The following is a 13,652-nucleotide window of genomic DNA, read 5'->3' on the forward strand; positions in this document are numbered from 1 at the left end:
TCTATGAGTAGTGACATTTCGCTCTCCGTGTGCTCGACGGACGCCTGACGTCGCGCATGCCGACTCGTCCGCGGAGTCCCGGTCGCGTCTCGGGTCGCTCGGGCGCGGGCGCACCCACGGAACGCCTTCCGTTCGGGGGGTCGCGTTGGCAAGGTTCTTCCCGCCCCGCCCGCGACCCCGAACCGTGACCGAACAGCCCGCAGACGACGGCCCGTCTCCCGGCTTGGTCGTTCGGACGGTCGTCTTTCTCGCGGCCGTGGTCGGCGTGCCGACGGCGTTCGCGCTCGGCGGGCGCCTGCGCACGCTCGCACTCGGGGCCGTGAGCGTCCTCCTGCTCGCGGGCTTTCTCGTCGTCGGCTACCGTCACGCCCGCCGCCGGGGGTCGCTCCACCGCCACGCCGGCTTCCTGGTCGTCTGGCTCGGCGGCCTCCTGGCGGCCGGACGGCTCGCCCGCACGGCGAGCGGTCGGCTCCCGGAACCGGTCCCGTACCTCCTGGCGGTGGGCGTCTCGCTCGGCGCGCTGTGGCTCGGGTCGCGACTCGCCTACGGCGGCGCGCTCACCCGGGCGCTCTTCGGGTCGCAGTAGCGCTCGGACCCGACCCTCCGAAGTGAGGGCTGCCGGTGTGCGCTTCCGCCCTGCGGTCGACGTCGTCGCGCGCGAGACTGCGGTTCGTAGCCGATTCGAGCTCGCGGCAGGTCCGGTCCCCGTTCGAGCTCCGGAGCCTCCTGGAGCGTGGCAATCCTCCCAAAAGGGGATAACGGGCGGCTGTGAAGTCGTGGGCTATGGGACAGACGACGCCGGCCGACTGGAACCTCCGGCGGTTCAACGCCGTGATGGCCGTGTTGCACTTCGTACAGGGGGCCCTGATGCTGTATTTGAGCTCGTCGCGCGAGTGGACGATCACCGCGAACCGGCTCGGCTTCGACACCGAGGCCCAGCAGCTCGTGCCGGTGATGGAGCCCATCGGGACCATCGAGCTGGCCTACCTGGCCGTCGCGTTCCTGTTCATCTCGGCGCTGGCCCACGCGCTCATCGCGACGGTGCTGTACGACCGCTACGTCGAATACCTCGGCCAGGGGATGAACCCCTACCGCTGGTACGAGTACGCCGTCAGCGCGTCCATCATGATCGTCCTCATCGCGATGCTCGCGGGCGTGTGGGAACTCGGCTCGCTCACGGCGCTGTTCGGGCTCGTCGCCGTGATGAACCTCTGTGGATTGGTCATGGAGCGGCACAACCGCCTCACCGAGGAGACCGACTGGAGCTCCTTCGTCGTCGGCTGCATCGCCGGTATCGTCCCGTGGATCGTCATCGCGATTACGGTGTTCCGCACGTTCGACGCCGGCGGGAACCCCCCGGACTTCGTGCTCGTCATCTACGCCTCGCTGTTCGTCCTGTTCAATCTGTTCGCCCTGAACATGTGGTTGCAGTACCGCGGCGTCTGGAAGTGGGAGGACTACCTCTACGGCGAGCGCACGTACATCGTGTTGAGCCTCGTCGCGAAGTCGCTGCTCGCGTGGCAGGTGTACTTCGGGGCGCTGAACTCGCCCGTCTGAATCCCGCTCCCCATCGCGGCCGGGGCCGGTCTCAGCACGGACACGCGCGAGGCGCCCCGCCCGTCAATCCAGGTCGTCGAGAATGCCGGCGGCGGTGGCGACGCGCTCGCCGTCGAACGTCCACAGGCCGTCCCACTCGTTGTCCGCGCGTTCGAGCGAGACGAGCGCCGACGTCTCGTCCGCGCTCCCGGACCGGTACACGACGAACCAGGTCCGCCGGTACGGAGGGGTCGTGCCCGCGTGGACGTGGAGTCCGTCCGGCGGGTCGGAGTGGTCCGGAACGCCGTAGATATGCGTCTCGACGCCGCTTTCGCCGAGGCGCGAATACACCCGTCGCGTTCCGTGTTCGTCGTCGAGCCGCGAGAGCCGCTGGAACGACGCGTGGAGCGTCCCGTCGTCCGCCGCGAGCGCCTGCCGCTCGATGAACCGCGACAGCACGACGAGCAGGAGCTTCTCCTTGTTCGAGGCGGGGTAGCCGCGCAGCCGGAACCTCGTCTCCGAGAGGGCACGCAACACGGCCGGCGCCTCGTACTCGTCGAGGCCCATCACGCCCGTCCGGTAGTTGTCGCTGTTGACGAGGAGGTAGCCGTTCACCAGCGAATCGAGCGGCGAGGTGGCGACGACCTCGTTCCCGTCGAGCAGGAGCACGCTCGCGTCGAGGCCGGGCGTCGCGACGTCGGTCGTCACGCTGACGGACTGCGCCTCGAAGGCGGTTTCGAGCAGTCGCGACAGCGGCGTCGAGCCGTCGGCATCGACGACGACGAGCGAGCGGTCCGTCGCCGGCACGTCGAGAAACGACTCGATTCGGTCGAGAACGGTCGCCATTCTATTCGGTCCCGTCTCCGCGGGTCGCGGTCAAGAACGTCCGGTCGCAGTCGGCGCGTGAGTCGAGGCGAACACCTTTCACGGCCCTGCCTCAGAAGTCCCGTATCAGTGCGTCCCGTTCCTCGTCGGAGAGCGCCGTGAGCTGCTCGTCGGCCTCCCGCCGCAGGCGATCGCGCGTTTCGAGCAGGTCCTGGAACTCCGCGTTCGTCTCCAACGCCGTCTCGCTGTGGTTCGCACGGAGCACCTCGATCTTCCGGAGCGTCGAGAACAGCTCGCCGACGTGTCGGTCGTACGCCCGCCGCCGCAGGACACTCTCGACCGTGGCCGTGAGTTCGTCGCCCGTGACCGGCTTCTCGAGGTAGTCGTCGAACGGCATGTCCGCGATGTCCGTCTCGGGCGTCACGCCCGTCACCATCACGACGGGCATCTCGTAGCCGCGGTCGCGTATCGTTTCGAGCACCTCGTGGCCGCTCAGCTCGGGCATGCGACGGTCGAGCAGGACGACGTCCACCCCGTCGAGTCGGTCGAGCGCCTCGGCGCCGGAGCCGGCGGTCCGAACCGTGTAGTCGTCGAGCCAGAGGGCGAACGCCTCCGTCACGTTCGGCTCGTCGTCGACGGCGAGGACGACCGCCGCCTCGTCGTCGGTCGGCTCCGCCGCCATGGGCTCCGACATCACCGACCCCTCCGGTTCCGTGAACGCGCCGCGGGGCTCGCGTCCGCACGCCCCTCGGTGCCGTGTACCGCTGCGTGGCGAGAACGCCGCACGCCGTCCGTCCCGTCACCGCCGGCCGGTGACACTGTCACGGTCGCTCCCCACTGTCGGTGTCCGATACCGTGTCGCGCCGCCCAGATACGTCGCTGCGGTTCCCCATTCGTCTCCTCGGTAGTCACACGATTATCGGATATATAGCTGCTTGGAAAATGTCGAATAGCGAATAGTATCCGGCGGGGCCGATGGGGAGGCGCGTTCGATGTGGCGGCCGCCGCGAGGCGTCGGTACACGGTCGAAAAGGTGGATACAGTCGGATTCCGGGCGCTCAGTCGGACTCGGCGAACGGCGTGTCGTTGTGCCGCGCCTGTTCGCCCTCGAAGACGACGTCGAAGCCGAACGAGTCGGACTGGATGCTGTTGTCCGTGTCGAGCGGTACGGACCACTCGAAGCCGAGGTAGTAGTCCGAACACGCCTCGAAGCGGGCCGGGTCGGCGTCGATCATCGGCGCGGCGTCGAGGACGACCCCCTCCTCCGTCGCCGCGACGAAGTCCGCGAGCGTCCCCTCGAACAGGAGCACGTCGCCGCAGATGTACAGCGCGATGCGCTGGAACACGCCGACGACGTTGCCCTGCACGCTGCCGAACGTCAGCTGGCTGTTCGTGTCCGGATCCGCGGACGCCATCGTGCGCATCAGGTCGCGGGCCTCCAGGATGTCACCGAGGTTGTTCGGGCTCGACGGCGCGAGGTCGTACTGGACCGTGTAGACGGTCGTCCCTTCACCCTTCGCCTCGCCCGCCTCCAGGCCGGCGGCGAGCACCGCGTCGTTGGTGTCGCTCCGGCTCTCGCGGCTCGCGAGCCCGTCGCCCAACAGGACGATGTTCGCGGCCGCGCCCGACTGGCCGTTCGTGGCGAGTTCGTCGCGCGCTTCCGCGATGCCGTCCTGCATGTTCGTCCCCTGGTCTCTGGGCCCCGGGCGCTCGGGGCCGATCTCGATGGCCTCGATGGCCGCGACGATGGTCGCGGGAGCGGTCCCCAGCGGCGAGACGACCTCGCCGTCGTTCCCGAAGGTGACGAAGCCGATGTTCGTGTCCGGGCACTCGGCCAGCGACTCCACGAGCGCGATCGCGCCGGCCTTCGCGGCCTCGAGCTTGCCCGGCTCGTAGTTGGTCTGGCCGGTCGCGCCCCGGATCGAGGCGTCGGCCTCGACCATCGAGCCCGAGCGGTCGAGCACGACCATCACGTCGCGCGGCTCGCCGTCGTTCGGCTCGTAAATGTTGTCGCCGTCGTCGTACCAGACGCGGACGTCGGTCGCGTCGGCGAGCTCGCCGAGGCCGTCCGTGTCCTCGCCCTCGTCGCCGACCTCGGGCTCCGTCTGGCCGTTCTCGGCCGACGTGACGTTCTCGGTCAGCAGCCGGAGGTAGCCGGGGTTGTCGAACAGGTGGAGCGAGAAGGTGACCTCCCCCCAGTCGCCGGGCTTGACGTCGTCGAGCTGGATGAGCCCGCCGTCGAGGTCCGCCGGAACGTCCGCGAAGTAGGCCGCCTTGTACGCGTTCGTCGCCTGGCGCAGCCCCGCGCTCGTGCCGAGATTGACGCCGGGGTTCTCGGCGGCGTAATCGAGTAGGAAGACGCCGAAGTCGGGGACGTAGTCCTGGATACCGTCGGGCTGGTTCGGGTTCGTCCCGGCGAGGACGGGCTCGTCCGCGTCGAAGACGATGCGGTCGATCTGCTCGCCGCGGCTGAACGGCACCGGCTCGTACTCGTAGGTCAGCGCGTCCGGGTACGCGTTGACGTACTCCAGCCCGTTCGGGCCGTAGTAGGTCTGCTGCCAGTCGACCTTCAGGTCGAAGCTGCCCGCGACCAGCGTGTTGTTCGTGAACTCCTCCTCGTCGGAGAAGAGCGCGCTCGTTCCGAGACCGGCACCCGCGGACGCGAGGCCGACGGCCCCGAGGCCGGCGAGCACCTTGCGCCGCGAGAGGTTGTACAGGTGTGCGTTGTCTTGCTGCATGGTTCTCCCCCGTCCGCGACCGTCCTCACCGCCGCATCGAGCCGGTCGTTTCGGGATGGTTTCCCCACAGGCTATGGGGGCTTACCCATGCAGTCGTTCAGCCCATCCGACAGTCGCTCGCGAACGCTAAACGGGCCGTTCTCCGGATTCGGGCCCGTTGCCCCTGGAATACACGCTCGGCCTACTGTGTGTCGTGTGTCCCGTAATGCTGGCCTACCGTCACGAGGTGTCGCGCTTTGGGTTTGTGCAGCGGTTCGTGGGTCGTCGCTGAAGAGTGTGTTCGAGGCTCTTCCCAGGCGTGGTCCTGCTTGCAGGAAGCTCACAGACCCCACAGACGTGGCCACAGCCGGCGACTGCGCCTCGGGGTCCCCCGAGCATGGGACAGACGACTCGGCTACAGACCAGCGTGTGGCGACGCAGCGAGGGAGGGATATCGCGACCGTATCGGCGGAGGGACTCGGTGTCGGGGACCGACGGTGACTGCTCAGCCGTCGACAGGGCTCTGTTCGATGTCCTGCAGTACGCGCTCGAAGGTGGCCGCACCCATCCCGTCGACCGCGGTGTCGGCCTGTTCGGACAGCGTTTCGAACCGCTCGACGAGGTCGGCGTACTCGCTGCTCTCCTCGCGTTGTGCCGGGGTGAGTTCGGCCTCGAGCGCCGCTCGTTTCTGCCCGAGCGCGAACAGCTCCTGTGTGATGCTATCGTGTTGTGCGACCTCGCCCAGCCGGTCGACCACCTCGGTCAGGTCCGCGGGCGTGACCGGCTTCGTGAGATACGCGTCGAACGGCATGTCGACGATGTCTTCGTCGGGGTCAACGGCGGTCACCATCGCCACTTTACACTCGACGCCCCGCTCGCGGATGACTTCGAGCACTTTGTCCCCATGCATCCGCGGCATCATCCGGTCGAGCAGGACGATGTCGACATCGTCGTCGAGCTGGTCAAGCGCCGCCTCGCCCCCCGTGGCCGTTCGGGTGTCGTAGCTGTCGTCAATGGCGAGCCGATAGCTCTCCAAAGCCTGTTGGTTGTCATCGACGAGCAGGACCGTCTGCCGGTGCTCAGTGTTCATAGTATGTCCCACCCTGATTCATTTTACCTTGTCCATCAGAAGTGAAAAGCGGTGGGCTTGCATACCAGCAATACTGTTTTTGCACTGACTACTTCACCGTCTCTGTGCTGATAGAGTCGTCTCGCATCGGCCAATCCGGCCCCTTCGGCGAGCCATATGAGGTGTGGCGGTGCCCGTTGGTGCCGCGCTCGACGGGTATAGCGTCACAGTGGTAGTCGCTGCCAGGAGTTATATTTGACCACACATATACACTCGTAGTTCCGCTGGAACGCGTGCTAGATTCACCCCATGACCGACTACGACGACCTCTTCGCGGAGACGGCGCCTGACGGCAGTGTCTTCGCCGAGAAACGAGCGCTAGACCCGTTACGGCCGCCTGAAACGATTCGAGGCCGCGACGAACACCAACACGCGATCGCCGAACTCCTCAATGGCGTGACGGAGGGGTATCTGCCCCCGACGGTCACGATCCACGGCCCGCCGGGGACCGGTAAGACGGTGACGACACGGCGGGTGTGTCAGGAGTTTGCGGCTCGCCACGACGATGTCGCGGTTGAGTACGTGAATCTCAAGGAGTGTCGGTCGCTGTTTAGTGCCGCCCGCGAGATTCATCTTGAACTGACGGGTGAAACCGTTGGAGCGTACGAGGGGCTGGATGGAGCGTTCGCTGGTATCTGGGCCGCGTTGGACGAGTATCCCGAGTGGACGGTGCTGCTCCTCGACGAGATCGACCACATCAAACAGGATGCGAACTACGATCCCTCGGAGTTCCTCTATCGGCTGTTACGCGGCGAAGGAAAGCTGAAACGCGATATCCAGCTGTCGGCGTGGCTCATCAGCAACGAGTTGCTGGAGGTGGATCTGCGCTTGGATAGTCGCGTCGAGAGTGCGATGAGCGACGAAGCGGTGTTCTTCGGACCGTATCAGCACAGCGACTTGGAGCGAGTCGTTGGCCCGCAGTTGGACGCAGCGTTCCGGGACGAGACACTGCCTGCTGCGGTGCGTGAGTACGGGATTTCCGAAGCTGCTCGGCGGTGGGGAGATGCCCGAAAGACGCTGCGCTTGTTCCGTCGTGCTGGCGAAGCAGCGACTGAGCGAGAACTGCCGGCGGTGACGCGTGAGTGTATCGACGCGAACCTTGAGGCGACCGACGCCGAGGATGTCAAGCAGAAACTGCTCAATCTACCGTTCAACCACTTCATGGTGATTGCTAGTACCACCCTGGGGAAAGACGAAGACACGGGGGAGATTTACCAACCCGTCACCACGAATCAGATTGCTATGCGAATGCAGAGTGATGATCTCCCGGAAGATGTCCACTTGTCGGACCGGGCGATTCGGGAGGTCATTCGTGACCTGCTGACGATGGGGCTGGTCGAAACATGGATTGAGTCACGCGGGCGTGACGGCCGTGTCAAGCAAATCGAAACAACATTTGATCCGCAATGGATACGGGACATCCTTGGTCGGTATCTCCAAAATACGCCGCACCTGGAACTTGAGACTCTTTTGAACGACAAATAAATGCAAGATGTGGAGGGGTAGCGCCTAACCGTTGATTGACAGAGGACTTCTCTTAGGGACTTCTAAGTTGGAGACGTTATGTGATGCCAGCAAGTTCCTCCTCAGTAGTGCGAATAGGGGTACTGTCTATATCCTCTGTCGATTTTGAAATCCGAGCGCTACAGGTGCAGTGCAACATGCATACTGAATATCTGATCTCAGTTGATAGTGCCGTTGTACTCTTCAGCTAGCTCATAGACCCCTCTCCCAATGTTGTCCACTATCCCGTGTTCTCTAAGCCGAGTTAGCCGATTCTGAATATACTGTCTCGAATAACCAAGTTCATCTGCCAAGTTAGCCGGTAGGTTCCGGCCCTCCCGTAGGGCCGCTATGATTTTCTTATCTGCGTCATTCAAATCGATATTCCCCATTGTCGTAGCGGTTCAACTGGAGCTATTTTACTGTTGGCTGAATCGTCGAGGATTTGTTTGCTATAGTAGCTTACTACCACAAACATTATCGTCGCTCAGGTGTATCTCAAAAACAGAAGCACGGGACAAGACTTGGACGGTGTTGGTACCACCGCCCGTGCCTCTGTAGGTGACAGAAGCAATGACAACTACGACTTCACAGCCTGAAAAGGCTACCGAGCGTACTGAGTGCGAAGACGACCGATGCGACGGTCCAACTGGTGAGACGCTGCCCTGTTTCGCGTGTTTTGATCCAGATTGGACATACGACCGGGGGACGACCAAATGACCGACGAACTGTTACGCGACCGTGAGCGGCCCGGAGACACTCAGAACCGGCCACCAGAAACTGTCCAAGCGTCACCGCAGCAACTCCTGCGAGGGGCGTCGGTCGGGATGTCCCTTGGGCGTGTCGTCTGTCTTGAGTGTGGGGAAAGCCTCGAAGAAGGTCGTGCTGTGATGATTTATGGGTACCGAACGGCTGAGAGCCAAACGTGGACGCTCCGGCGGTGCTACTGTACAGCGTGTGCGCCGACTGCGATCGGTGACTCAACGCTTGGTGTGGCGGAACTGTTGGTCCGCGCGTGGCTGGGAAGTCTGGCACTGCCGCGGACACGAACCCACGAGTTGTGCTTGACTGAGATTGAGGTCGTGGACTATCGGCAGCTCTCGGAGGGAAGTGATTCGTGACCGAGAAACAGGCGCTCAGTGAGCGCGTTACTGACTTGGAGGCGACCGTGGAGGGGCTTGAAGCGCGGCTTGAGGGGGCGACGAATCGCGATATCCCGCTGCTGAAGGGAACCGTTCGGGCCGTCGTTGGTGCCGATATCGATGCAATCGGCGAGTTGCCTGATGCCGGGCGTGCGTTTCATCGCGAGGTGGCAACGCTCGGCGAGCGCGTGGCCACGGTTGAAGAGCAGGTCGCGGCGTTCGGTGACGTTGATGCTGCGAAGACGACGAAAGCCCAGAAGCTTGCGGCGATTTGTGCCTTCGCACAGAACAAACAGCACAGTCAATCTACGACGGTGGCGGTGACGGCCGCCGATATTCGTGGCTGTGTCGGGGTATCTCGTCGATACGCCTACGAGTTGATTGATGATGCCGCGGCGGAGATTGATGGTGCTCGCGTTCGCGAGGCCACCAGTGGTCAATCCGGCGGTGCGCCGAAAAAGAAGGCACTGCTCGTCGATTGTGAGCAAGTACGCACTGGTGATGATGGTGTGAACCAGTTCACCACAGGTGGACGTGACGACGAGGGGGCTCAGACGGGGACGTCGATGTCGGAGGTAAGCTAATCTAATTCGGCGCGTTTCAATTCTGAACGGCGGCCGTGGATGCAATGGTTGGTTACTCGGTGGTGTGCTCGGAACGACGCTCAGCGACACTAGATATCGACCGTTCTAGAAGGCACACACTGTTTCGTGGCGTGATGAACTGGTTCACAACGGACTGTCGCTGCGGGTGCTGCCGACACTTCTAAATCGATACTACTGCCGCAGCTGCCGTCTCTGGACGAACCGAGTCCAAGCAATTATGTCTGCGTCAGTCAGTCTCCGCATATGCTCACGGACTGGATCGCTCCCGACGACTGGCAGACGGTTGTTGCGAACGTGCCGATTGTCTCCGTTGATTTACTTGTTCGATATGAGGATGGGCTTCTCTTCGGCAAACGGACGAACAAGCCCGCATAGGGGTATTGGTTCCCGCCTGGTGGTCGGGTCCGGAAGGGTGAGACGAGAGACGAGGCTGTCCACCGAGTCGCTTCTGAAGAACTTGGGCTAGAGGTGGACATCGTCGAATCGCTCGGCGCGTTCGAACACATCTACCAGACGGCAGATGTTCCTGATGCCGGCAGGAAGCACTACCTCGCAAACGGATATGTGGTTGACGTGACTGGCGGTGAACTCACGCTTGACGACCAACACGAATCGGTTCGACCATTCACCACGCCACCGGAGCCGCTACACACGAACGTACGGGCGTACTTAGAGGCAGCTGACAGCCTCTCACAGTGGCCGTAAGAAGGCCGAGCTATTCGTGTAGGTCGTCCCGGTTCGCTTCGTACCACTCGATTGTCTCCTTGAGCCCCTCACGGAACCGGGTGGAGGCCTCCCAATCAAACCGTGTTTTCGCCCGTGACGTGTCGAGTTTCCGGCGCGGTTGCCCGTCCGGCTTGGAGGTGTCCCACTCGATGTCGCCGCCGAAGTCGGTCATCTCGGCGATCATGTTGACGAGCCCGCGAATCGATATCTCCTCACCGCTGCCGAGGTTCACTGGATCAGACGAGTCATATCGCTCGGTTGCGTCGAGAATTCCGTCAGCTGCGTCTTCCACGTAGAGGAATTCACGGGTGGGTTCTCCGGTGCCCCACGCTGTGATGGTATCATCACCGCGCTCGCGTGCCTCAATGCACTTCCGGATGATTGCGGGAATGACGTGAGATGTTTCGAGGTCGAAGTCATCACGCGGTCCGTACAGGTTCACCGGAAGCAAATAGATACTGTTGAACCCCCACTGTTCTCGATAGGCCTTCGATTGGGTGAGCAGCGCTTTCTTCGCGATTCCGTACGGCGCGTTCGTCTCCTCTGGATACCCGTCGAACAGGTCTTCTTCGGAGAACGGGACCTCCGTGTGTTTCGGATACGCGCAGATCGTCCCGAGGATGCTGAACTTGTCGACGCCGTACTGCCGGGCCTGTTCAAGGAGCTCAACGCCCATGATAGCGTTATCATAAAAGTAGCGCCCGGGGTTGGCCGCGTTCGCGCCGATGCCGCCAACGGTTGCTGCGAGATGGATGACGGTATCAGCGCCGGAATCCTCGAACGCTCGTTGGATTTCATCGCGGTTACGGAGATCGTACTCGTCGCTCCGCGGCACGAAGATTTCGACCGCGTCGTTCCGATGTCGCAACTCCTCGACGAAATGGCTCCCGAGGAAGCCCGCGCCCCCGGTAACCATGACTGTCTTGTCTGTCCAATAATCGTATGTCATCGCCAATCAACGCGCCCGCCCCACTTTTCAGGATTGTTCGCGTACCATTCGATCGTCCGGCGTGCACCTTCGCGCCACTCGACCTCGGGTTCCCAACCGGTTTCTTCGTTAAGTTTCTCGTAGCCGACGAGCAACTCTTCGACGTCGCTGTCGCCGGGCCGGAAGCGATTCTCTCGCTGGACGATTTTAGGGTTATCCCAATGGCCTTCCTCGCTGCCGACCTCCAGCAGCAGGTTTGCCCACTCGCGCATGGAGATGTTCTCGCCGTATCCGTAAACGTACTCTTCGCCAGGCCGTCCTTCAACAGCAACGTGGAGGTGACCGCGAACTCCATCTTCGACGAAACACATGTCACGCTTCGGCGTGAGATTACCGAGTTCGACGATATCGCGCTCGAGTGCTTGGGTAATGATTGTTCCTGTGATGTAGCGGGGGTTCTGCCTTGGTCCGTAGTTGTTGAACATTCTGGTCGTGACGCCGGGGAGTCCGTAGGCGTCATGATAGTTCATTGTGAGGAAGTCCGCCGCAAGCTTTGAGGTGGCGTAGACTGAGGTCGGGTTGACTGGGGACCGTTCACTGAGGATGACGCGACCATCCTCTTCGTACTCATGCTTGTCCTCCATCTGTCGGTCGACGTTACCGTATTCCTCGGACGTTCCTGCAGTGTCGAACTTGTCGATATCGATATCAAGATCGACGATTGATTGGAGGAGGTTTAGCGTGCCAGTGACGTTCGTATCGATTGTCTCGTAGGGACGGTCCCAGGACTCCCCGACGTGGGCCTGGGCGGCGAGGTGGAATACGAGAGTGTCTGAGTACTCCCGCATCGCTTTTAGTGCCTCCGAGACGGAGTGTTTATCCCGGAGATCACCACGGTGAATGGTGAGGTCATCCTGCAGGTGGCGGATATTTCGGAGTTCGCCGCTGGAGGTGGCGCGGACGAACACATGGACGTTCGCGCCTGCATGGAGCAGCCTCTCGGTCAGATGCGAGCCGACGAAACCGTCTGCCCCAGTGACGAAGACCGGTCGGCCCTCGAGACGTGCCTGGATATTCATCTGGTATGTGGTGTTATCTGTCGTGTGTGACTTCAAACGATTGCTTTCGCCGTGTCCGAGTCTCAACCGTTCCAAATCAATGAGGATGGGAACTCAACAGTTGATTTCTTGTGTGGCGCTCAGCTCTTCACCTATGAGTATGGGCGCTGTGGACGGACCGGGCCCTGAGGCTGTCTAGCGGGCATCGTTGGCTTCGTCGCCGGGGTATCATATCGGAGGATATCAAGGAAAGAAATCGATATGGAGCGCCTAATCGCCGTCGAACTTTTCTTTCTATCGAATATTTGGACGTACTGTGTGCCTGTATGCTTGTAGTACACCTCGATCTGCTCGTCTTAGTAATAACATCTGATTCCGGACGTTCGACGGACACAAACTCAGACGCTAGGTTGCCCAACACCGGCCCTCTGTAGTGTCAGCCGACGGTGAAGCTGAGTGGGCGTAATCTCGAGGAACTATTGGCCGGATACAATAGACCGAACAAGCGAGTAAAACTCGATTCCGGACACCACAACGGAGAAGTCCAGAGTGACCGATCCCGTGGTGCGCCGAGATCACGGAACTCTGGACCGTGCGTGTGGATGACCTTGACTACTGTAGAACGCCGATACCGAACCGATCGTCGACTCGTTCTTTTGACGGGGACAGTGCGTATTCGGTGTTCGGCCAGAACGCGACGCTGGCAAACGACGATTCGACGTACGCTCTGAACACATTGTTGAAGCGACAATTGTCCGTAACGAGGAAGCCTCCCGGTTCCATGAACTCCGTCGCGGTTTCGAACTCGAACCGCATATGTTCGGCAGTATGCAAAGAGTCGTGGATGAATACGTCCGGCGTTTCTGTTTCTAAAACCGTTGGCAACAGTTCTTTCGCGTCTCCGAACTTTCGCGTCCAAGCGCCCTGGAGATACGGGGGGACAAGCCAACCAGCATCAACGTTCTCGATATCCGACGGAAGTCTCTCTTGATTGTTGATATCGATTGATATCAGCTCCCCGCAGCCGTTTTTACGCAGCGCAGCGAGGATATATGTCGCACTGAGCCCATCGTAAATGCCAGTTTCGACGACACACGTTGGCTCGGTGAGTCGGACCAGAACGTAGAGGAACTCACGCCAGTTGCTGTGCAAACCGTCAGGGCGTTCCCCTGTCCGCCTAAGCCCTGCGGTGAGCTCTTGCTCAACCCGGGTGTCTCCCCGTATCTCTTCCCATACTGCGACTGCCTCGTCTTGCGAACAGTCGACGACCTGTGGAACAATCGTAACAATATCTTCCCAGTAGACTGTATTCTCGAGCGTGTAGAAGTGGTTGGTATTTCCCCGAACGACCTCGACCAGTCGTTTCGGCCTTCGTGCTGCCTCTTGAACGAGTCCGATAGGCCCGTAACGGTCGTACAGATTTCGGAGATGAACAATCCGATTCATACTGGATACTACACTGATGGCACGACCTCGCACGAAT

The 13,652-nt window shown here is 61.8% G+C and carries 14 protein-coding genes and 1 pseudogene; 7 read left to right on the forward strand and 8 right to left on the reverse strand.

Features of this window, described 5'->3' with window-relative positions:
• The first annotated feature begins 184 nt into the window (after positions 1-184).
• Together P2T37_RS09440 and heR are read left to right on the forward strand one after the other, a co-directional pair.
• The gene (locus P2T37_RS09440) at positions 185-586 is read left to right on the forward strand and encodes a hypothetical protein (RefSeq protein ID WP_276233668.1); all 402 of its coding nucleotides are present in this window, start codon (positions 185-187) and stop codon (positions 584-586) included.
• A gap of 197 nt (positions 587-783) precedes the next feature.
• On the forward strand, positions 784-1,557 hold the full coding sequence (heR, locus tag P2T37_RS09445; RefSeq protein ID WP_276233669.1) for a heliorhodopsin HeR: 774 nt from the start codon (positions 784-786) through the stop codon (positions 1,555-1,557).
• A gap of 63 nt (positions 1,558-1,620) precedes the next feature.
• Here the strand turns inward: heR and P2T37_RS09450 are convergent, their stop codons facing one another.
• The 4 genes from P2T37_RS09450 to P2T37_RS09465 form a co-directional block, all read right to left on the reverse strand.
• Positions 1,621-2,382, reverse strand: coding sequence for a DICT sensory domain-containing protein (locus P2T37_RS09450; RefSeq protein WP_276233670.1), 762 nt, complete (start codon positions 2,380-2,382; stop codon positions 1,621-1,623).
• Between the two features lie 91 nt (positions 2,383-2,473).
• Complete coding sequence (locus tag P2T37_RS09455; protein WP_276233671.1) at positions 2,474-3,055, reverse strand: response regulator transcription factor; 582 nt, start codon at positions 3,053-3,055, stop codon at positions 2,474-2,476.
• Positions 3,056-3,419: 364 nt separating this feature from the next.
• Positions 3,420-5,099 carry a vWA domain-containing protein gene (locus P2T37_RS09460; RefSeq protein WP_276233672.1) on the reverse strand — a complete coding sequence of 560 codons (1,680 nt, stop codon included), beginning with the start codon at positions 5,097-5,099 and terminating at the stop codon, positions 3,420-3,422.
• A gap of 484 nt (positions 5,100-5,583) precedes the next feature.
• Positions 5,584-6,168: a response regulator gene (locus P2T37_RS09465; protein ID WP_276233673.1), complete on the reverse strand. Its 585-nt coding sequence runs from the start codon at positions 6,166-6,168 to the stop codon at positions 5,584-5,586.
• 288 nt (positions 6,169-6,456) lie between these two features.
• Between P2T37_RS09465 and P2T37_RS09470 the strand changes: the two genes are divergently transcribed.
• Positions 6,457-7,692: a Cdc6/Cdc18 family protein gene (locus P2T37_RS09470; protein WP_276233674.1), complete on the forward strand. Its 1,236-nt coding sequence runs from the start codon at positions 6,457-6,459 to the stop codon at positions 7,690-7,692.
• Between the two features lie 197 nt (positions 7,693-7,889).
• Here P2T37_RS09470 and P2T37_RS09475 read toward each other — a convergent pair whose 3' ends face one another.
• A complete protein-coding gene (locus P2T37_RS09475; RefSeq protein WP_276233676.1) occupies positions 7,890-8,102 on the reverse strand; it encodes a winged helix-turn-helix transcriptional regulator in 213 nt (70 codons plus the stop codon).
• Between the two features lie 324 nt (positions 8,103-8,426).
• On the opposite strand from P2T37_RS09475, the gene P2T37_RS15530 reads away from it, so the two are divergent.
• The 4 genes and pseudogenes from P2T37_RS15530 to P2T37_RS09490 all read left to right on the forward strand — a co-directional run.
• Entirely contained in the window at positions 8,427-8,831 is a 405-nt protein-coding gene (locus P2T37_RS15530; RefSeq protein ID WP_465261732.1) for a DUF8112 family protein, read from the forward strand.
• Complete coding sequence (locus P2T37_RS09480; protein WP_276233677.1) at positions 8,828-9,436, forward strand: hypothetical protein; 609 nt, start codon at positions 8,828-8,830, stop codon at positions 9,434-9,436. The genes P2T37_RS15530 and P2T37_RS09480 overlap by 4 nt, the downstream gene beginning before the upstream one ends.
• Before the next feature lie 264 nt (positions 9,437-9,700).
• The gene (locus tag P2T37_RS09485; protein ID WP_276233678.1) at positions 9,701-9,832 is read left to right on the forward strand and encodes an NUDIX hydrolase; all 132 of its coding nucleotides are present in this window, start codon (positions 9,701-9,703) and stop codon (positions 9,830-9,832) included.
• A 15-nt stretch (positions 9,833-9,847) separates the two neighbouring features.
• Positions 9,848-10,162: pseudogene (locus tag P2T37_RS09490) on the forward strand (NUDIX domain-containing protein); the annotation flags it as partial.
• Between the two features lie 10 nt (positions 10,163-10,172).
• On the opposite strand, the gene P2T37_RS09495 reads toward P2T37_RS09490, so the two are convergent.
• The 3 genes from P2T37_RS09495 to P2T37_RS09505 all read right to left on the reverse strand — a co-directional run bounded on the left by P2T37_RS09495 (position 10,173) and on the right by P2T37_RS09505 (position 13,615).
• Positions 10,173-11,132, reverse strand: coding sequence for a GDP-L-fucose synthase family protein (locus tag P2T37_RS09495; RefSeq protein ID WP_276233679.1), 960 nt, complete (start codon positions 11,130-11,132; stop codon positions 10,173-10,175).
• Complete coding sequence (locus P2T37_RS09500) at positions 11,129-12,190, reverse strand: GDP-mannose 4,6-dehydratase (protein WP_276233681.1); 1,062 nt, start codon at positions 12,188-12,190, stop codon at positions 11,129-11,131. Before P2T37_RS09500 ends, P2T37_RS09495 begins: the two co-directional genes overlap by 4 nt.
• A 591-nt stretch (positions 12,191-12,781) precedes the next feature.
• Positions 12,782-13,615: a class I SAM-dependent methyltransferase gene (locus P2T37_RS09505; protein WP_276233682.1), complete on the reverse strand. Its 834-nt coding sequence runs from the start codon at positions 13,613-13,615 to the stop codon at positions 12,782-12,784.
• Between the last annotated feature and the right edge of the window lie 37 nt (positions 13,616-13,652).

Origin of the sequence: Halosegnis marinus (assembly GCF_029338355.1) — an archaeon.
GTDB lineage: Archaea > Halobacteriota > Halobacteria > Halobacteriales > Haloarculaceae > Halosegnis > Halosegnis marinus.

What these genes read in the sequence shown, in the direction of transcription:
- P2T37_RS09505 (WP_276233682.1), bottom strand. Translation starts at nt 13,615, where the DNA reads ATGAATCGGATTGTTCATCTCCGAAATCTGTACGACCGTTACGGGCCT.
- P2T37_RS09455 (WP_276233671.1), bottom strand. Translation starts at nt 3,055, where the DNA reads ATGTCGGAGCCCATGGCGGCGGAGCCGACCGACGACGAGGCGGCGGTC.
- P2T37_RS09470 (WP_276233674.1), top strand. Translation starts at nt 6,457, where the DNA reads ATGACCGACTACGACGACCTCTTCGCGGAGACGGCGCCTGACGGCAGT.
- heR (WP_276233669.1), top strand. Translation starts at nt 784, where the DNA reads ATGGGACAGACGACGCCGGCCGACTGGAACCTCCGGCGGTTCAACGCC.
- P2T37_RS09475 (WP_276233676.1), bottom strand. Translation starts at nt 8,102, where the DNA reads ATGGGGAATATCGATTTGAATGACGCAGATAAGAAAATCATAGCGGCC.
- P2T37_RS09460 (WP_276233672.1), bottom strand. Translation starts at nt 5,099, where the DNA reads ATGCAGCAAGACAACGCACACCTGTACAACCTCTCGCGGCGCAAGGTG.
- P2T37_RS09465 (WP_276233673.1), bottom strand. Translation starts at nt 6,168, where the DNA reads ATGAACACTGAGCACCGGCAGACGGTCCTGCTCGTCGATGACAACCAA.
- P2T37_RS09495 (WP_276233679.1), bottom strand. Translation starts at nt 11,132, where the DNA reads ATGACATACGATTATTGGACAGACAAGACAGTCATGGTTACCGGGGGC.
- P2T37_RS09485 (WP_276233678.1), top strand. Translation starts at nt 9,701, where the DNA reads ATGCTCACGGACTGGATCGCTCCCGACGACTGGCAGACGGTTGTTGCG.
- P2T37_RS09500 (WP_276233681.1), bottom strand. Translation starts at nt 12,190, where the DNA reads ATGAATATCCAGGCACGTCTCGAGGGCCGACCGGTCTTCGTCACTGGG.
- P2T37_RS09450 (WP_276233670.1), bottom strand. Translation starts at nt 2,382, where the DNA reads ATGGCGACCGTTCTCGACCGAATCGAGTCGTTTCTCGACGTGCCGGCG.
- P2T37_RS15530 (WP_465261732.1), top strand. Translation starts at nt 8,427, where the DNA reads ATGACCGACGAACTGTTACGCGACCGTGAGCGGCCCGGAGACACTCAG.